The organism is Methanothermobacter sp. EMTCatA1 (assembly GCF_002356395.1).
In the GTDB taxonomy this organism is placed as follows: Archaea; Methanobacteriota; Methanobacteria; order Methanobacteriales; family Methanothermobacteraceae; genus Methanothermobacter; species Methanothermobacter thermautotrophicus.
In genome coordinates this window covers 878,032-897,761 of the sequence record NZ_AP018336.1, presented here as the reverse complement: position 1 = coordinate 897,761, position 19,730 = coordinate 878,032, and the positions used below count along the sequence as shown (strand labels likewise).

Sequence of the window (19,730 nt, the reverse complement as noted above, 5' to 3'; positions counted from 1 at the left end):
AGATATAAATAAATTGCTCAGGAGACTAGATTCGCGGTGATTTGATGGGTGTTGAATTTCTTGAGATAATCGATCTGGATGATGCCAGGAGAATAACAGGGAAACTGTTCAGTGAACTCTACAGGCAGGGCACTGAAACTGTTGATATACTGGATGCTGATGGAAGGGTGCTTGCTGATGACACTGAAAGTCCGGTGGACCTCCCACCATTTGACAGGGCCTCCAGGGATGGCTACGCTGTGAGGGCCGCGGACACCTTCGGGGCAGATGAGGAGAACCCTGTCACTTTGAGGTGCATCGAGACCGTTGATGCTGGGTCTGTACCGTCCCTTGAGCTCTCTGAGGGTTTGTGTACCCGGATAAGTACCGGGGCCCCTGTGCCTGAGGGTGCAGACGCAGTGGTCATGGTGGAGTACACCTTGGAGGAGGGTGACCGGGTTTACATCCAGAGACCTGCCTACCCCTCCCAGCACATAGCTGCAAGGGGATCCGATATCAGGGCGGGAAGCGTCCTCCTCAGGGCCGGAACCATACTCTCACCCGATAAAATAGCAGCCCTCTCAGCTGCAGGGATAACCCGCGTCAATGTGATTTCAAAGCCATCTGTATGTGTTATATCCACTGGTAATGAACTCATTGAGCCATCAGGACAGCTAGAGCCAGGTAAAATATTTGATTCAAATTCCGCGGGCCTTTCATCCGCCCTGAAGGAGGCTGGCTGCTCTGTTAAACATGGCGGTATAGTGCGGGATGACTATGGAGAGCTCAGGGATGCCATCCTCAGGGGTCTTGAGGAGGCTGATATTGTAATAACATCCGGGGGGACATCTGCAGGGGTCGGTGACATACTCTCGGAGGTCCTGGATGAACTGGGCAGGGTGGTTATTCATGGTATCTCAATAAAGCCTGGTAAACCCACCATAGTCGGGGTGGTTGATGATAAAATTGTTGTCGGACTCCCAGGCTTCCCTGTATCAGCCCTCATAGTGTTCATGTCACTCATAGAACCATTCATCAGGAAACTGTCAGGTAAAAAGGCATCCTCAGGGCAGGTTAAAACCCTTAAACTTGCGGAGAGGCTCCATTCATCAAGGGGCAGGGTGCACTATGCACTTGTGATGGTGGAGGGGGATTATGCACGCCCAATATTCAAGGATTCAGGTGCAGTAGCAGCCCTGGCAGGGGCCGATGGTTACATCGAGGTCCCCAAGAACATTGAGATCATCAATGAGGGAGAGGAAGTTGAAGTTGTCCTCTTCGAAAATCAGTAGTATGGGGTAGAAAATCAGCAGTTAAAGGGTCGGTGTGAGGTCCCGGGGATCACTTCAGTCACCTGGCTCTCCCATATCCCTGAGGATCTTCAGAACATGGTCCATGAGGTCGTTGATGTCACCGAAGACAGCCTCACCCTCAAGGTTAACCTCCGGCCTCTCCACGAGTATAACAGGTATGCCAAGTTCTGATGCCGCCTCAACCTTCTCTGGGAGCCCACCTGTTTCACCACTCTCCTTGGTTATAACAGCACCTGCACGGTATTCGCGGAGGATGGCAAGGTTCATTTCAGCCGAGAACCTCCCCTGCATGGCGATGATATGGCTGGCCGGGACACCCAGCTGGAGGCATTTCGCGATGGATGAGGTGGAGGGGAGTACGCGGACAGCAACCCTCTCAGGTTCAAGGGATCTGAGGACATCCCCCAGGGTGGATACACCGGCAAGGTGCATCACAACCTCCCCATCCCCTATGAGGGATGAGGCGACTTCACCGGCCTCCCTGAATGAACCGACCCTTATAACTCCATCGGGGATAACTTCCGGCCTTTCAAACCTCACATAAAGGGTTCCAGTTTCCCTGCAGGCCCTGAGGGCATTCCGTGTCGCCTGTGCTGCGAAGGGGTGGGTGGCGTCAATCAGGATGCAGGCATCAAGGTCTGCCATGAGTTCACGGAGCCCATCACTGTCGAGGGATCCTGTAACTGCCCTTGAGGCTCCAGACTTCTCTGCAAGGTCAGATCCATGCTCTGTTGTCGCAGTGGCTGTCACCTCGACCCATGGCATCTCTGAGAGCCTCGATATTATCCTCCGGGCATCCTCTGTCCCGGCCATAACGATGACAGACATTTTTTCTCTCTGCCGGCCACTTTCCTGTTTGTTCACTCCTTTATCTCCAGGGTTCATTGTTTTTCTTCTCCAGAGGATAATGTTCTGTTTGTTCACTCCTTTATCTCAGGTTTTACACGGTTCCCTACCTTATTTCTCCCATCGGCGAATCTCAGGACGGCCTCGAGGATGAGTATCAGTGATGCCACCAGGACTATTAGCACCCAGTCCACCACGGATAGTGGCACAGTCCTGAATATGCCCTCAAGGGGTGCAAGGTAGATCACGAGGATCTGCAGGGCCAGTGAGGCCACAACAGCAAGGATCAGCGCCCTGTTTGACAGGCCAGTCCGTGACTTGCAGTTGAAGACGTTGAATATCTGGAAGACGACGAACACCGTGAAGGCCACTGTCATGGCCCTCTCAATCCCAGCCCCTGATGATAGCATGTACATGTAGAGCCCCAGGGTACCGGCGGCCATCACAGCACCCGCAAGGATTATCCTCAGGATGTTCCTCCCTGGGAGTATATTCTCCCGTTCAGGTCCGCGGAGCATTATATCTGACTCAGGGGGCTCAACACCCAGGGACTGTGCAGGTGGTCCATCCATTATTATGTTGATCCAGAGTATCTGTATCGGGTTGAAGGGGACCGGGAGGTTGATGAGGGATGCTGACACAATTGTCAGGATGGCCCCCACGTTTGTTGAGAGCTGGAACTTAACAAAACGCCTTATATTATCGAATATCGTTCTGCCCTCCTTAACCGCCCTGACGATGGTTGCAAAGTTATCATCCTGGAGTACCATGTCGGAGGATTCCCTGGCCACATCTGTACCGCTACCCATGGCCACACCGATGGCAGCCTTCTTGAGGGCCGGGGCATCGTTCACTCCGTCACCGGTCATGGCGACCACATGGCCCCTGCCCTGGAGGGCCTCAACTATCCGGACCTTCTGCTCGGGAAAAACACGTGCATAGACCCTCACATCCTCAACGATTTCATGGAACTCCCCCTCACTGAGCTCATCAAGCTCCCTGCCTGTGAGGGCCATCCCATTGTCCATGAGTCCCAGTTCCTGTGCTATGGCAACAGCGGTGTCCCTGTGATCCCCTGTAATCATAACGACTTTTATACCGGCCCTCTTACATGTTTCTATGGCATCTGCAGCCTCCCTTCTTGGTGGATCCATCATACCAACAAGTCCGACAAACACCAGGTCCTTCTCCTCATCGTCACCGTCAGGGAGTTTCCTGTATGCTAGTGCAAGCACCCGGAGGGCCCTTGAAGTCATATCATTGAGTCTGGAGAGCCACCTCTCCACTTCTTCATCAGTCAGTTCCTTAACACCTTCACCGCTGTCGATGTAGCGGCATCTTCTGAGTATTATCTCCGGGGCTCCCTTCACGAGGAGATACCGTCCGTCCTCCAGCTGGTTTATGGTGCTCATCCTCTTTCTTGTACTGTCAAGGGGTATCTCTGCCAGACGGGGATACTTCCTTTCGAGTTCATCCCGCAGGTAGCCCTTCTCAGCTGCGAAGTTCAGTATGGCAGCATCCGTGGGGTCACCTATCACAGCCCCCTCAGATGATGTGGCGTTGTTGCAGAGGGCGCATACCAGGAGGGCCATTTCCGGTGATGTGAGCTCTGATTCCCTCACAGTCATCCGGTTGTGGGTCAGTGTACCTGTCTTGTCTGTGCAGATCACAGAGCAGGAACCGAGTGTCTCCACTGCAAGGAGTCTCCTAACTATGGCGTTGCTCCTGGCCATCCTCTGCATTCCAAGGGCAAGGGTCAGTGTTAGTATTGCTGGCAGTCCCTCAGGTACAGATGCGACGGCAAGGGAAACTGCTGTCATGAATGTGTCCACCAGTGGCAGGCCGCGGAGGAACTGTATTGCAAATACAAGGGCACATACCACCACTGCTATGAGGCCGAGGTTCTTCCCTAGGGAGATTATCTTCTCCTGGAGGGGTGTTTTACCCTCATCCTCCTGTATCATCCTGGCGATTTTACCCATGGAGGTCTCCATGCCGGTGGCTATCACAGCCCCTCTGCCGCGCCCTGAGACAACGTTGGAGTCCATGAATGCAATAACATCCCTTTCATCTTCAGGATTTTCATGTGTCTTCCTGACGGGTATTGATTCCCCGGTGAGGGCTGATTCATCTATCCGGAGATCATAGGTTTCTATCAACCGGAGGTCGGCGGGTACATTGTCTCCCTCCTCTATGATCACCATGTCTCCCAGGGTTAGCTCGGATGCAGGGATCCTCAGGGTCTCACCGTCCCTTATGACGACAGCTTCTGTCGATACCAGACCCTTGAGTTTCTCCATGGCACGCTCGGCCCGGTACTCCTGGATGAATCCAACGGTGGCGTTTACAACCACAACGAAGAGGATGACTGCAGAGTCAAGGACGTCACCCACGAAGTAGGATGCAACGGCAGCCAGTATGAGGAGTATTATGAGTATGTCCATGAACTGGCTGAGGAATAGCTTCACCGGGCCAGCCTTCTTCTCCTCAACGAGTTCGTTCTTCCCGTATTTCTCAAGTCTCCTCGATGCCTCGTCCTGGCTTAGACCCTTCCTGGACGTTTTAAGTTCCTTTAAAACTTCATCTAAACTCATATCAGCCCATTTCATTTTAAACACGTCTTAAATCTTTAATTAGCACATTTAATAAGTTCATTCTATTCTGTCAACCAGCTGTTCTTCAACGTTATTCTTTCATATAAGTTCCGTCTGCGGATTTTCTCTCAGTCCAGTTATTCAATGTTGTTCTCATATCCATCATAAGTCCGGCTGTTCTTCAACGTTATTTCCATATCCATCTCATAATAAATATAATATAAAGTGATGTGCACATTCAGTGCTCGGTACCAGTTACGGGATCAAGGTGGCAAGGCACCCATTTACATGGTTAGCTATTCTTTCACCTACTGCGGACTTCAGCTATGTATTCATAGAAGTATGTCCTGCCATAATTGACAAGTTTCATCTTCCTTTCCGTTACAATATCCTCCCCTGTCAGGGGCTTAATTATTAGCCGCGCCCCCACAGCATCGGCGACCCTCATGAGGGAGCTGTGGATCTCTGCCGGCGGTCTTATGGAGTATATGACTCTGGCACCACGGTAGATCTCCATCCTGGGGGATGTGATGTCATCACGTACAATGCCTCCATGGGAAGGTTTAATATCTGTAAGAACCAAATCAACCTTTGAATGTTTCCTGATGTAATCTGAAACATAGAGGAACCTGCCGGCACCCACCTCAACAACACGGGTTCCCGGCCCCGAGCACCTGATTATGTAAACTGCAAGATCCTTCCACATTGATACCACGGAGATAGAGATGATAATAAGAGAGTTCAGACCACAGGACCTTAAGGTGGTCCTTAAGATTGAAAGGGACTCCTTCATGGACCCATACCCCGCCCACCTCCTCAGGGACATCTACAACCTTGGAGCAGGCTTCCTTGTGGCCCAGGAGGATGGGAAGGTCGTTGGATTCATAATATTCTGGATCCGTTTTGAGGATGAGGGTCATATTATCTCACTTGCAGTTGATAAAGATTACCGCAGGAGGGGTGTTGGGGCGGCACTTGTCATGACAGCCATAAGTATATTTGAAAAATTTCACATTAAAAATATTAAACTGGAGGTAAGGGCAAGGAATAAAGGGGCCATAAAATTCTACCGGGCCCTTGGCTTCAGTGAGGAGAAGATATTAGAGAACTATTATGAGGATGGAGAGGATGCTGTGGTCATGAGGATGGATCTCCAGCCTGATTCACTCCATGGCCATGAATATCGACCAGTCTAATCTAATCAAAGGAAATCAGGATCATGGTGGTGAAATGTTTAAGGAAGCAAAACTCGCCTTGGAAGACGGTACCATAATCAGAGGAGAAGCCTTCGGATCGGAAACTGTGAAAACAGGGGAGGTTGTCTTTGCAACGGGAATGACAGGATACGTTGAGTCCCTCACAGATCCATCATACAGGGGCCAGATACTGATGCCAACCTACCCATTACAGGGCAATTACGGCGTCACCGAGGAGTGGTACCAGTCAGATGGGATAAAGGCCGAGGGTCTCATCGTCAGGGAGATGTGCCCTGCACCCTCACACAGCCTGTCAGAAAAGACTCTCCCGGACTTCCTGGAGGAATATGGGATTCCAGGGATAGCTGGAGTGGATACACGCGCCCTGACAATAAAGATAAGGGATAAGGGTACCATGAAGGGTGCCCTGGCAACCGAGGAGATTGATGATGAGGAACTGCTTGAAATGGCGGTGAAACAGCCAGACATAACAGAAATCGACCTTGTGGATATGGTGTGTGTAAGGGAGCCTGTAATCCTGAATGAGGATGCATCAGGGAGGGTTGTTATAGTTGACTGCGGAATCAAGAGGAACAGCATAGATGCCCTCCTTGAAAGGGATCTGGAGGTCGTGATCGTACCCTACACCACATCACCCGCTGAGATCATGGATTACGAGCCCGACGGTCTCCTCATATCAAGCGGACCAGGGGACCCCACACGTGTGAGGGATGCCATAGACACAGTTAAAGCACTATCCGAACGTCTGCCAATATTCGGGATATGCCTCGGACAGCAGATAATCGCACTGGCCTTCGGGGCCCGCATATACAAGATGAAGTTTGGTCACAGGGGCGTAAATCAGCCTGTGAAGGACCTGAGGAGCGGGATGGTTTCAATAACCTCCCAGAACCATGGATTCACGGTTGACCCTGATTCGGTGGAGGGCACCGACATAGAGATAACCCAGCTGAATCTCAACGACAGAACACCGGAGGGTATAGAGCACAGGGAACTCCCGGTGTTCAGTGTCCAGTATCACCCTGAGGCGGGTCCAGGGCCACATGACACAGTCAACATCTTTGACCGCTTTGCGGATGTTTTAAGGGAATATTAAGATGAAAGGAATGGGGATAAAATGCCGCGGGATGAAAGCATCAATAAGGTACTTATCATAGGTTCTGGCCCTATACAGATAGGCCAGGCAGCTGAATTTGACTACTCTGGCTCTCAGGCATGTAAATCACTCAGGGAGGAGGGAATAGAGACAGTACTTGTGAACTCGAACCCTGCAACCATACAGACCGACATGGAAATGGCCGACAGGGTCTACGTCGAACCCCTCACACCCGAGATCGTTGCCAAGATAATCCAGAAGGAGAAGCCTGACGCAGTACTCCCAACGATGGGCGGCCAGACAGGCCTAAACGTTGCAACGGGCCTTGCAGAGATGGGCGCCCTGGAGGGAGTCCGTGTTATAGGTTCATCCATTGAAACCATAAGGAACGTGGAGGACCGTGACCTCTTTGACAGCTTCATGAAGAAGCTCAACGAACCCGTACCAGCAGCCAGGGCCGTCAGTTCAGTTGAGGAGGCCCTTGAGGCGGTTGAGGAGATAGGCTACCCTGTGATCGTGAGGCCCGCCTTCACCCTCGGGGGAACAGGGGGTGGAGTGGCCCACAGCCGGGACGAACTCATTGAGATAGCAACAAGGGGCCTCGAGATGAGCTTCATCAACCAGGTCCTCATTGACCAGTCAGTCCTGGGCTGGAAGGAATTCGAGTACGAGGTTATGAGGGACCGGAATGACACCTGTATAATCGTCTGTAACATGGAGAACATCGACCCCATGGGTATACACACAGGTGAAAGCGTGGTGGTTGCACCTGCCCAGACCCTCAGCGACGAGGACAACCAGAGGCTGAGGGATGCGGCCATAAAGATCATAAGGGCCCTCAAGATAGAGGGTGGCTGTAACATACAGTTCGCTGTCCACCCGGAGACCGGCGAATACAAGGTCATAGAGGTGAACCCGAGGGTCAGCAGGAGCAGTGCACTGGCATCCAAGGCCACGGGTTACCCCATAGCCAAGATAGCGGCCAAGATAGCCGTCGGGATGACCCTGGATGAGATACAGAACGACATCACCAAGGAAACACCGGCGTCCTTCGAGCCCACAATAGATTACGTGGTCACAAAGATCCCCCGCTGGCCCTTTGACAAGTTCAAGGGGATAAGCAGGGAGATAGGGGTTCAGATGAAGTCCACGGGGGAGGTCATGGCCATAGGGAGAACCCTTGAGGAATCCCTCAACAAGGCCATAAGGTCCCTGGACATCGGTGCACACGGATTCACCGAGACACCATACACCAGGGCGGACCTTGAGAATCCAACGGACCAGAGGCTCTTTCAGGTCTACACTGCCCTCAGGGATGGTATGAGTATAGAGGAGATACATGGCCTGACACAGATAGACCCCTTCTTCCTCCAGAAGATAGGCAACATAGCTGAATTTGAATCATCCCTCACCGGGGAATCACTGGAGGACCCCCGCATACTCCTCAAGGCCAAGCGGATGGGCTTTTCAGATTCAAGACTCGCATCCCTCACAGGTATGGATGAATCCAGTATCAGGGCCCTGAGACTTGAGAACAACATAAAACCTGTCTACAAGATGGTTGATACATGCGCAGCTGAGTTTGAGGCCAGGACGCCCTACTACTATGGCTGCTATGACCTTGAAGATGAGGTGGAGGTATCAGACCGTAAAAAGGTCCTCATCATAGGTTCAGGTCCAATAAGGATAGGCCAGGGTATAGAGTTCGACTACTGCTGCGTCCACGCCGCCATGGCCCTCACTGAGGATGGATATGAGACCATAATGGTCAACAACAACCCGGAGACAGTGAGTACAGATTATGACATCTCAGATAAGCTCTACTTCGAGCCCCTTACCCTTGAGGACGTCCTCGCCATCATCGAGAAGGAGAAACCCGAGGGTGTTGTTGTCCAGTTCGGTGGCCAGACATCCATAAACCTGGCGGTCCCCCTGGCAGAGGCTGGTGTGAGGATACTCGGAACACCACATGAGAGCATAGACAGGGTCGAGGACCGTGAAAGATTCACTGAGGTGCTGAATAAACTGGGAATACCCCAGGCACCCTACGGAATCGCCAAGTCCTTTGAGGATGCAAGGGCTGTGGCTGAACGCATAGGCTACCCTGTACTCGTAAGGCCCTCCTATGTCCTGGGTGGTAGGGCCATGGAGATCGTCTATGATGATGTGGAGCTTGAGGAATACATGAGGGAGGCTGTCCGTGTATCCCCTGAACACCCCATACTGGTGGACAAGTTCCTCGAGGATGCCATAGAGGTCGACGTGGATGCACTCTGCGACGGCACCGACGTCTACATAGGAGGTATAATGGAGCACATCGAGGAGGCAGGAGTCCACTCAGGGGATTCAGCGTGTGTGATACCACCACAGAGCATCCCTGAGGATATAATTGATACCATAAAGGAGTACACAAGGAAACTGGCCCTTGAACTTGAGGTGGTGGGCCTCATAAACATACAGTACGCTGTAAAGCCAGACTCAGATCCATCAGTCTACATACTCGAGGCAAACCCGAGGGCAAGCCGTACAGTACCCTTTGTCAGCAAGGCGACCGGGGTTCCCCTTGCCAAGATGGCTGCAAGGCTCATGATGGGTGCGAAGCTCAGGGACCTTGGTCTCACAGAGGAAAAGGATATAGAACACGTGGCTGTGAAGGAGTCTGTATTCCCATTCATAAAGCTCCCTGGAGCAGATTCGGTTCTGGGCCCCGAGATGAAATCAACAGGCGAGGCCATGGGAATAGATGAGAACTTTGGCATAGCCTACTACAAGTCCCAGCTATCAGCCAGCATGGACCTCCTCAATGAGGGGAAGGTCTTCATAAGTGTCAGGGACCAGGACAAGGATAAGATAGCCGATATCGTTAAAAAGGCCGATGAACTCGGCTTCAGGATCATGGCAACAAGGGGAACAGCCAGGGCAGTCAGTGACATTGCAGATATAGAGGTCGTGAGGAAGGTGAGCCAGGGATCACCAAACATCAGGGACGCAATTCTGGATGGTGAAGTTGGTCTCATAATAAACACACCATCCGGGAAGCAGTCAGCCGATGACGGCTACCTCATAAGGAGGATGGCCGTTGAACTTGGAATACCCTACGTCACGACACTTGCAGGCGCAAGGGCGGCCCTGAATGCCATTGAAGCAGTTCGCATGGGAAAAATAACAGTGAAGTCCCTTGACGAATACCATGATATGTGAATCTGAGCACCATGATACCATCATATGTTTAAGTTTATGTGAAGCCATAGAACTGAGAGGTGAATATGATGAGGGTATCAGGATTTATACTCACAGCACTCATCATCGCATCAGTCATCACACTTCCAGTGGCAGAGGCCCACATACTCATAATAGCAGATAGCCTCTCAGATAGCCCTGACATGTATGATGAGGCAAAGAAGGTTGCAACGACCCTCAAAAACAGGGGCTACCAGGTTCTTGAGCTCTACAGGAACAATGCAACCGTCAAGAACATACTGAAGGGTATGTACGGGGCAGATGCAGTGATCTACGCCGGGCACGGTGGCTACATGGCGGGCCACTATGATGGTCGTGGAGGTAACGCCACACCACCCTTCGGCCTTGTTGCAAGGGATGGGTACATATGGGGTGCCGGTGACATGATGATGGTGAACGGCACCACCTTCTATGCTCCATTCAAGGATGGCATACCCGCAATTCTACTTCACGCATGCTTCTCAACCGGCTGGGTTGAGGATTATGAGGTTAAAAACCCCGTTGAAACTGTTTACAGCTTTGCAAGGATGTTCACGGGGGCAGGGGCCAACTACTATGCAACTGCATGGGATGGTGCTGAGATAATTTATGACTTCCTCAGCGGCGCCAGGAACTTCTATGAGGCCAACCAGCAGAACTATGAGGTTATAAATCAGAGCACCCTGTACAATGGAACACAGGTATGGCGCAACGATCATGGATACGCGGCCTTCGTCGGGGACTGGAACGGAACATTTCCCAGGGTTAATCAGACAACACCCTACGATGATGCGGCTGCAGAGGAATGGTACAGGACAAAGAACAGGCCCACCTTCACAGGAAGCAAACCTGTGGCTGACTTCACCTACGCCTACTGTGGCTCAACATCAATCAGAACATTTGCATTCACTTCAACCTCATATGACCCTGATGGCGACAACCTCACCCTTACATGGAACTTTGGCGATGGTTCAACCGCCACCGGTTCTAATGTTACACACACCTATGCCCGTGAGGGATACTACACGGTTTCACTGACAGCGACAGACCCCAGTGGCCTCATATCAGTTAAGAAGAAGACAGTAACCGCTGGAAACCCGAAACCAGACCTGGTGGTTACGGGGACCAGAAAATCAGGCAGCACACTGTACATATACATCAGGAATCAGGGTACAGCCGCCGCCAGGAACTTCTACACAAGGGTCTGGTATGGCAGCTCATCAACAAGGAACTACAAGCAGGTTTACACCGGGACCCTCAACCCGGGTGCAAGCACCACACTCAAGGTATACTACAGGTACTACAGGGGCACGGTTAAGGTGGACTACTACAACAGGGTCGCTGAGAAGTCTGAGCTGAACAATCTTAGGAAGTTTTAGTGGTTTTTCCACTTTCCCTTTCCTTTTGAACTGGAAAAATTTGAGGAGCTATGTGCGATTTTTTCTCTTCTTTTTCTGGAAAATCACCACAGTATCCAGAAAGCATTAAAGAAGATCCCGCACCTATATAATGAATATGCTTGTGGTTGAAAATGGAACCATCCTGAGGGGCCCCGAGCTCACACCCCAGAGGGAGAACCTGGTGATTGAGGATGGAATCATAAAGGAGATCACAGATGAACGGGTCCCATCAGGAGAGAGAATCGACGCTTCAAGGCTAATGGTATGCCCTGCACTCGTAAATTCACATGTTCACATCGGGGACTCAGTTGCACTTGATGTGGGTGATGGAAGACCACTTGAGGATATAGTGAGACCCCCCAATGGCCTCAAGCACAGGATACTGGAATCATCACCCCCCGGGTTGCTCCTGGAGGCCATGAGAAACTCGGCCAGGGACATGATCACCCATGGGATCGGATCATTTATTGACTACCGGGAGGGCGGCCCTGGGGGGGTTGAACTCCTGAGGGAGGCCATCGGTGACCTCCCCATTTCAGGGATTGTACTTGGAAGGGATCCAGTGGTCTTTGATCAGGAGGCATCCCGGGCTGAGATCCGCCGGCGGGTCAGGGGGGTCCTGAAGGTTTCAGATGGATTCGCCCCCAGCGGTATGGGTGAGATAACGGATGAAACAGCATCCATAATCGTTGAGGAATGTGAAAGGGCAGGAAAGATAGCATCCATACACGTTGCAGAGCACAGGGAGTCACAGAGAAGGTCCCTTGAGGATACAGGAATGAGTGAGGTTGAAAGGGCCCTCAACGCAGGATTCGAACTCCTTGTGCACCTCACACACCCTGTCAGGGGGGACCTTGAACTTGTGAGGGAGAGTGGTGCGTCGGTGGTCCTCTGTCCCAGGTCCAACGGGGCGCTCTCATCTGGAATACCCCCCATCATGAGGATGCATGAGATGGGCATCAACCTTCTCCTTGGCACAGACAACCTCATGTTCAATTCCCCTGATATGCTGCGTGAGATGGAGTACACACTCAAGGTAACCCGGGGATGCACACGCAGATACTTTCCACCGGTGGAGGTGCTGAGGATGGCCACATCCAACACATCAGCCTTCACAGGCACAGGTGTGATTGAGGAGGGCTTCCCCGCGGACCTTATCCTCGTGGAGAAGCTTTCAGAGGATCCATACCTCTCAATAATAAACCGGACCGAATCGAAAAATATAATATATTTAATAATAAAAGGTAAACTAGTTAAGAGGTGAGGCTATGTACAGTAAAATCCTGCTCCCGACCGACGGCTCAAAACAGGCCAATAAGGCTGCTGAACATGCAATATGGATTGCCAGGGAAAGCGGAGCTGAAATAATTGCTTTAACCGTTATGGAGACGTCTTCACTGGTGGGTCTACCAGCCGACGACCTTATAATAAGATTGCGGGAGATGCTTGAGGAGGAGGCCTCAAGGTCCCTGGAGGCTGTTAAAAAGCTCGTTGAGGAGTCAGGGGCGGATATAAAGTTAACAGTGAGGACCGATGAGGGTTCACCTGCAGAGGCCATACTGAGGACAGTGGAGAAGGAGGGTGTTGACCTCGTGGTAATGGGTACCTCAGGCAAACACGGTCTTGACAGATTCCTTCTGGGAAGCGTGGCCGAGAAGGTTGTAAGATCCGCAGGCTGCCCGGTCCTCGTGGTTCACTGAAAAACCTTTTTTACGAATTACTTCTGGTGTTGGTCATGCTTGTAAAGGATATAATGTCAGAGAACATACACTACGTTACTGTACCAGGGAACAGGGCAACAGCCCTTGAACTTATGAGAAAGAAGAATGTTTCAGGGCTTCCTGTGGTTAAGAAGGGAACGGAGGAACTCGTAGGTATAATAACAAGATCTGATCTTGTTGAAAACCCTGATGAGGAGCAGATAGCCCTCATTATGACAAGAAACCCGATCACAGTATCCCCTGATGATGACGTCAGGGTGGCTTCAGAGCGGATGCTCGAGAACAACATCCGCAGGGTTCCTGTTGTGGATGGGGACAGGCTTGTGGGCATAGTGACAAGCTATGACCTTGTTGCAGGGGCCATAGCTGAGATGGACATCCAGGAACCGGTTGAGAATTACATGACACGCAACATCCCCACCACCTGGGACAGGACACCACTCAACGTGGCCTTTGAGATAATGCGGTACTTCAGGTTAAAGGTGCTCCTGGTCCTCAACAACAGCGGAAAACTATCAGGTGTCCTCACAGAGACAGACTTCATAAATGAGAGTGAGGTGGTCTCGGAGAGCACAGTCCACAACACCTCAGTCGGTACAGAGGGTGACAGGTGGTCATGGGACAGCAAGAACGTCCTCTACGTCATAAAGAATCAGCTGAAATTCCCTGACAAGGAGGTCAGGGACGTTGCCACCACAGATATCGTGACGGCAACCACCTCAACAACCGTAACCTCCTGCGCACAGAAGATGAAGAGGAGGAAAATTGAGCAGATACCCATCATAGACTATGAAGGAGACCTCGTTGGGCTTGCAAGGGCCAATGACCTTATAAACGCTCTTATTGATGGAAATGACTGACCAGAGGATAACGCTGAGAACCTCCAGGGGGGTTCTCACAGTTGCAGTTAAGAACCATGGAGAGGTCTCAATAAAGGATATACAGCTCAAGATGCTCCTCGGGTACTGCTGGTGGAACGACCTCCAGGTCATAGAAACCTTTCTGGATGTGCTGGAGATGACTCTCAAGTCCGCTGTTTCAGATGTCCTTGAACATGATGAACTACTTGTTGACTACAATGTGAGGACCAATGACATCCCGGACGACTCAAATGAGGTTGAGATAGTCTTCAATGAGATAAGTGCCGATGGCATCCAGTTCAGTATTGAGGAGGACCTAATCCTGAGGGGACCTGACTCAAGGGGCCTCCTGAGGAGGATGACATCCTTCAGGAGAAGGGTGGATGAGAATGTTAGGAGGGTCCTCTAGTTTAACCGGAGCCTCCAGGTCTTCCGCAATCCTTTCAATGGCCCATTAACTAACAGGCTCCCTTATTATGTGGGGGATCACCTCAAGGAGGACATCCTCTGCTTCCTCCTGGTCTCTGACCCTCCTTGCAACGATCTTCCCGTTCCTGAAGATGGTGACGTTCCCATCACCAGCCTCCAGCATGATGACCCCCATCTTCTCTGAACACTTGGGCCCCCTATCCATGAGTTCCCTGCAGGTCCCGGCAATGTCTATGCTGTAGGGCAGTTTAACCTCGAACATTATCCTTGATTCAGCATCGCGGCAGGGTCTGTAGATCATGGCCTCGTCAGGGGTCTTTCTCCCTGTAAGGTCAAGAAGCACCCTTCTGAATCCAACGGCCCTCAGTTCATCATCCAGGTGCCTTATGATGGGTGCCTCAAGGAGCCGTTCTGGTTCATCAACCTCTATTATGGCGGATTCCCCTTCGTGGCGGACACGGATCTTCCCATCACCGTACACGCCCCTGATGAGGCTTTCAGCATAGGAGACCCTGTTTATCCTCTCGGGTGTGATTTCTTCACCTGTCCTGATCCTGGTTGCAAGGCAGGTGGTTTCCTCCAGATAGTTAAGACCCCTGGACCTGAGGTATTCAATCACATCACTTCTCTTCATCCCTGCGTCCAGGAGGGGTGTTCTTATTCCAAGAAGGTGGTTCACAAGGACTCCCGGGCGGTCCTCGAACATGTCACTGGCTGTGGTGCCGTCTGCAACCACATCAAGGCCCCGGTTATGAGCTTCTCTGATTATGGAACTGTATATGATGTTCTTACACACAAAGCACCGGTCAGCAGCATTTTTCGCAAATTCCACATTCTCGAGGAGGTTCATCTCCAGGACAACATGTTCCACGCCAATCTCCCGGGCTATGCCTGAAGCCCCTTCAATGAAGCCACGGGGCATCACGCCGGTATCCACGGTGAAGGCGACCACAGTATCAGCAACATCTGCGGCCATATCAAGGAGAGCTGTGCTGTCAGCACCACCCGAGAATCCAACGGCGATCCTCTCACCCCTGAGGGCCGTCTTAACCCTTTCAACCTTTGATTCAAGATCCATGATAACACATCCATATGCTAGGTTCTGTGAGGTTCATCATTTCGCTGTGGTTTCTGTTATTTTGCAGCAGCATGGTTCTGTTATTAGTTTGGTTCAGTCTCATCTCTGCGTATTTGGGGGTTCTGTTATGTGTGGTTCTATCCCTTACTTTCTGGACCCTATCCTTTAGATGCAAGTTTCTTTATATGACGGATGACCTCCAGCGCATCCTCCCTTTTAAGGTCCCTCCCCTCTGATTCAAGGAAGGAACGCAGGGATTCTTTGGTATCATCAGGGATCCCGGTTTCATGGAGGATCCTCCTGTAATTTCGGAGGGGGTAGAAGAGGTTCTTCGCGGTATTCATAAGCTCCCTGAAATCATCCTCTCTTATCACACCCCTCCTGAGGGCTCTTTTAAGGTTGAATTCTATGCTGACAAGGGAGTCAGAGAGGGGCTCCAGGGTGTCAGGGTTGAAGGCCACTGCAACGTCATCATCCGATTCGATTTCACCATCAAGGTATGATCTGAAGATGCGGCCAACACCCACCATTCCAAGTTCACTGAGCTCTGAGGCCCTCAGGGCCCCCATGCTGGCCCCCCCAACCACCTTCACACCCCTCCTGATGGCATCAATGATCTCCCTGTGACCAACAGCAGGGCTCTGGTGGAAAACACCGTCTATTATGCATATTATGTCAGGGTTCTCCTTCATGGCCTCCTGAATGTCACCCCTCCTCACCGGTGGCCTGTACTCAGCTTCAAGGATACTGGAGGCTTCAGTGTGTGATAGGGATGGTCCCGTGAAGATGATTATTTTCTTACCATGCATGCTGGTTGGTATCTTGGCGCTGATAATTAATCTTTTAGATGATAAATTGGTCCGGATATCGGAAGGAGGAGCTTCTGATCTGGAAACACTTGATAGAATCAGGTCTTTACAGAATCCTCAGATGGAGGACCTGATGCGACGCCCCACACGTTCCGGGTCAACAGAGAAGACCTCAAGGCCCGGAACTATGACCCTGACGACGGGGACCCCCACATCACGGGTGAGGTCAACATAGAAAACATCCTTCAGCCCGGCTTCACGCAGTTTCCTGAGGGTTATCTCAAGGTCTCCCATGAATGACCTTGTTGAGAGGTCCTCCATGTCATCCAGGGTAATCGTGTCCTCCGGTTCACTGAACCAGTGCCTGTTGAGTCTCTTCATACGTTCATACCCGGCACGTCTCATGAACTCGGCCCTGACGGTGTCCTCCCGGGTTCCATGTATCTGGGTGGCCCTGCTCTGGGCGACCTCTGTAAGGGCCCTTATAACCGCAATTTCAGGGTCAAGGTGGGTCCCGACGCCCATGGTGAGGAGGGCCGGATCCTTTAGGACGGTGTCATCTGCAACCGCAGCCACCGTCGCAACCCCTGTGTCCGCTGTAAGGTCAACCAGGGTCACCTCCACACCAGCGGCATGGAACTTCTCAAGGAGCCCTGATATTATATCATTATCCGTCCCTGAGCAGTCAACCTCCACTTTGGGACCCCTCCTAGCCTCGAAGAGGCTCCAGGCATCCCTTTCAATCACCTCCATCAGCCCGTGGAATATGGCCTCCTCCCTCGCATTCCCTGATGCAAGTCCATTGGTGTTTGATCGGAACAGACTCATGCAGCCTTCCGGAGGGTTGTATGGATGAAAAACAGCATTTGCAGGTACCGGGACCTCCTCATCACCGGTGAGGTTCTCTGCATTAATCCACTCCAGTTCAGATTTCAGATCAGCAGATCCTGGAAGTATCAGTGACTCGGGGTCAAGGCCGTCACAGTCCTCTGGCTGTGCTGTGAATGTTTCATCTTCGGGTTTTCTTTCTGCTGAATACCTCTCAAAGGCCTCCATCATGGCCGAGGCCCTTGCCTGGGTTCTGGTGGCGCCCTTACCGGCGTATATGCTCACAGCCCCATCCTCTGCTGTTGGTCTTATGGCGGAGAATACGGGTATGCCGATGCGGTCGAGGTGTGTTATCTCGGTGATCCTTGTAACACCTATCATGGAGAGTTTGTCCCCGAAGGCCTTCAGGGTCTCAGATGGCCTCACGGCCCTGTGGGTGCATCCAATGTACCTGACAGGAATATCCCGGAACATCTTAACCACTCAGAACATGCTGTTGAATGTCAGCCCAAATGCAGCTGCGGCTGCAAGGAGCCAGATCAGGGGGTTCCACCTGAAAACCTTGGCCCCATCAAGCACCGCTAGGGGTATGAGGTTGAAGAGGGCGAGGAAGCTGTTGACAGCGTATCCAAGGAATGCCACCTGGTTGATGGGTGATGGGAGTACCGTGGATACCATGAGGAACATGATTGCAAGGATTATATTTGTTAGGGGTCCTGCAAGGGATATCTTACCGTTCACATCCCTCTCAATGTAGTTGCCATGGATGTAGACCGCACCGGGGGCTGCAAAGACAAATCCGAAGTAGGCCGTTACCAGTGCAAGCAGAAGGCCCTCAAACCATAGCCTGTATTCTGCCCAGAAACCGTACCTTATGGCCATCAGTTTATGGGCTATCTCATGGAGGACAAATCCAAGGCCAACCGTGATCAGGGTTGCTGGAAGAAGAACCACTGCAGTCTGAATGTTCTTTCCTGAGAAAACATAGGCGAATACGCCTGCAATTACAACCATGGACACGAGAATGTCCCTGACCTCTCTCCTGTTGAATCTAACCATATTCATATTAACATAGGGCACCATTTATAATGCTTTCCATGGGCTTTGATGGGGCCATGAAATGACCCTTCACCACCTGCAGAGATACAAAAACCTTTATTTAACCCTTCAAGCCTTTAATAAAGCTTGAGACGGTATAAGGCTTATCATCCTCTCAGAACATTAAAAATGTTAATTGTATTTAATTGGTCAGTCTGTCCTTGTAGAGGGGTTCTCTGAACCTTATTCTGAAAAGTCCTCCGTTCTCTCCGGAGTATGTCAGTGATCCGTCCAGCTGTTCTGTGAGTATTTCAACAAGTCTAAAGCCCAGTGAGGTGCTGTTCCTGATCTTCTCCTCGTTGAAACCCATACCATCATCCCTGACCTCAAGGACACAGTAATCCCCATCCTTTTTAAATTTAACAATTATATTACCGCTATCTCTTCCCTTAAAGGCATGTTTGAGGGCATTGGTCACAAGCTCGCTGAGCATGAGGCCAAGGGGTATTGATGTCTCAAGGCTGAGTTTCAGGTTTTCGGTGTCCAGTGATAACTCGATATTCTTCCCGGGGGCGTATGATCTTTTGAGGTTCTTGAGGAGCCTTGAGGCATATGATGAGAATTCTATGGAGCTGAAGTCCCCTGAGCGGTAGAGCTGTTCATGTATGAGTGCCATTGACCTTATCCGGTCCTGGCTTTCTGAAAGAAGAGACCTGCATGATGGGTCATCGATACCATGGCTCTGGAGGCTCAGAAGGCTTGATATTATCTGGAGGTTGTTCTTGACCCTGTGGTGTATCTCACTCAGAAGGACCTCCTTCTCCCTGAGGGATTTCATCAGCTCTGACTCCATCCTCAGCCTTTCGCTTATATCCCTGGCAACGAGCACAGCGTATCTATCACCCTTAAAATCAAGGATGTTTACCTTTATCTCAACGGGCACCTCATCGCCGTCCCTCTTAAGTAAACGACCATCCATGGTCACCCTGTCCTCATCACCCTCCAGTATTCCACGGAATACATTGTGGAGTTCCCCCGGCAGGAGATCGTATACCACGTGTCCCGGGATGTCCCTGGTGGAGTATCCCAGCCTTACGCAGGCTGAACGGTTGGCATCCACGAGTTCACCACCCGGAATTTTAACCAGGAATATGGCGTCATCTGTGCAGTCAAGGAGTTTTCTGAACCTCTCAAGTTCGGCCATTGACTCCTGAAGTCTCGGGTAGTAGCTCTTCCTCACGGATTTCTCACCGAATCCGATTATCTTTTCCCGGAGGGTTTCCCAGTCCCTATCAGACATTTC

General features: G+C 51.3%; 17 protein-coding genes. 9 read left to right on the top strand and 8 right to left on the bottom strand.

Annotation, left to right across the window (positions count from 1 at the left end):
• Positions 1-44: 44 nt before the first annotated feature.
• A complete protein-coding gene (glp, locus tag tca_RS04755; protein ID WP_286708570.1) occupies positions 45-1,271 on the top strand; it encodes a gephyrin-like molybdotransferase Glp in 1,227 nt (408 codons plus the stop codon).
• 54 nt (positions 1,272-1,325) lie between these two features.
• On the opposite strand, the gene cobK is transcribed toward glp, so the two are convergent.
• The 3 genes from cobK to tca_RS04740 all read right to left on the bottom strand — a co-directional run bounded on the left by cobK (position 1,326) and on the right by tca_RS04740 (position 5,438).
• Positions 1,326-2,120, bottom strand: coding sequence for a precorrin-6A reductase (gene cobK / locus tca_RS04750; RefSeq protein WP_286708569.1), 795 nt, complete (start codon positions 2,118-2,120; stop codon positions 1,326-1,328).
• 92 nt (positions 2,121-2,212) lie between these two features.
• Entirely contained in the window at positions 2,213-4,747 is a 2,535-nt protein-coding gene (locus tca_RS04745) for a calcium-translocating P-type ATPase, PMCA-type (RefSeq protein ID WP_286708568.1), read from the bottom strand.
• 289 nt (positions 4,748-5,036) lie between these two features.
• Complete coding sequence (locus tag tca_RS04740) at positions 5,037-5,438, bottom strand: UPF0146 family protein (RefSeq protein ID WP_286708567.1); 402 nt, start codon at positions 5,436-5,438, stop codon at positions 5,037-5,039.
• A gap of 19 nt (positions 5,439-5,457) precedes the next feature.
• Here tca_RS04740 and rimI point away from each other — a divergent pair, with 19 nt between their 5' ends.
• From rimI to tca_RS04700, 8 genes are all read left to right on the top strand, one after another.
• Positions 5,458-5,928 (top strand): ribosomal protein S18-alanine N-acetyltransferase, encoded by a 471-nt coding sequence (gene rimI / locus tca_RS04735; protein WP_010876630.1) that lies wholly within the window; start codon positions 5,458-5,460, stop codon positions 5,926-5,928.
• A 34-nt stretch (positions 5,929-5,962) separates the two neighbouring features.
• Positions 5,963-7,045 (top strand): glutamine-hydrolyzing carbamoyl-phosphate synthase small subunit, encoded by a 1,083-nt coding sequence (gene carA / locus tca_RS04730; protein ID WP_286708566.1) that lies wholly within the window; start codon positions 5,963-5,965, stop codon positions 7,043-7,045.
• A gap of 21 nt (positions 7,046-7,066) precedes the next feature.
• Positions 7,067-10,246: a carbamoyl-phosphate synthase large subunit gene (gene carB, locus tca_RS04725; RefSeq protein WP_286708565.1), complete on the top strand. Its 3,180-nt coding sequence runs from the start codon at positions 7,067-7,069 to the stop codon at positions 10,244-10,246.
• 68 nt (positions 10,247-10,314) lie between these two features.
• The gene (locus tca_RS04720; protein ID WP_286708564.1) at positions 10,315-11,643 is read left to right on the top strand and encodes a PKD domain-containing protein; all 1,329 of its coding nucleotides are present in this window, start codon (positions 10,315-10,317) and stop codon (positions 11,641-11,643) included.
• A 136-nt stretch (positions 11,644-11,779) separates the two neighbouring features.
• Entirely contained in the window at positions 11,780-12,928 is a 1,149-nt protein-coding gene (locus tca_RS04715; protein ID WP_286708563.1) for an amidohydrolase family protein, read from the top strand.
• 4 nt (positions 12,929-12,932) lie between these two features.
• A complete protein-coding gene (locus tag tca_RS04710) occupies positions 12,933-13,364 on the top strand; it encodes a universal stress protein (protein WP_010876624.1) in 432 nt (143 codons plus the stop codon).
• Between the two features lie 35 nt (positions 13,365-13,399).
• On the top strand, positions 13,400-14,245 hold the full coding sequence (locus tag tca_RS04705) for a CBS domain-containing protein (protein WP_286708562.1): 846 nt from the start codon (positions 13,400-13,402) through the stop codon (positions 14,243-14,245).
• Positions 14,238-14,654 carry a hypothetical protein gene (locus tca_RS04700; RefSeq protein ID WP_286708561.1) on the top strand — a complete coding sequence of 139 codons (417 nt, stop codon included), beginning with the start codon at positions 14,238-14,240 and terminating at the stop codon, positions 14,652-14,654. Before tca_RS04705 ends, tca_RS04700 begins: the two co-directional genes overlap by 8 nt.
• A 45-nt stretch (positions 14,655-14,699) precedes the next feature.
• On the opposite strand, the gene larE is transcribed toward tca_RS04700, so the two are convergent.
• The 5 genes from larE to tca_RS04675 all read right to left on the bottom strand — a co-directional run bounded on the left by larE (position 14,700) and on the right by tca_RS04675 (position 19,727).
• Complete coding sequence (gene larE / locus tca_RS04695; protein ID WP_286708560.1) at positions 14,700-15,752, bottom strand: ATP-dependent sacrificial sulfur transferase LarE; 1,053 nt, start codon at positions 15,750-15,752, stop codon at positions 14,700-14,702.
• Positions 15,753-15,910: 158 nt separating this feature from the next.
• Positions 15,911-16,561: a TfuA-related McrA-glycine thioamidation protein gene (locus tca_RS04690; RefSeq protein WP_286708559.1), complete on the bottom strand. Its 651-nt coding sequence runs from the start codon at positions 16,559-16,561 to the stop codon at positions 15,911-15,913.
• Positions 16,562-16,678: 117 nt separating this feature from the next.
• Positions 16,679-17,863 (bottom strand): YcaO-related McrA-glycine thioamidation protein, encoded by a 1,185-nt coding sequence (locus tca_RS04685; protein WP_269899077.1) that lies wholly within the window; start codon positions 17,861-17,863, stop codon positions 16,679-16,681.
• A gap of 9 nt (positions 17,864-17,872) precedes the next feature.
• Positions 17,873-18,448 carry a site-2 protease family protein gene (locus tca_RS04680; protein ID WP_269899076.1) on the bottom strand — a complete coding sequence of 192 codons (576 nt, stop codon included), beginning with the start codon at positions 18,446-18,448 and terminating at the stop codon, positions 17,873-17,875.
• 181 nt (positions 18,449-18,629) lie between these two features.
• The gene (locus tag tca_RS04675) at positions 18,630-19,727 is read right to left on the bottom strand and encodes a sensor histidine kinase (RefSeq protein ID WP_286708558.1); all 1,098 of its coding nucleotides are present in this window, start codon (positions 19,725-19,727) and stop codon (positions 18,630-18,632) included.
• Positions 19,728-19,730 lie beyond the last annotated feature (3 nt).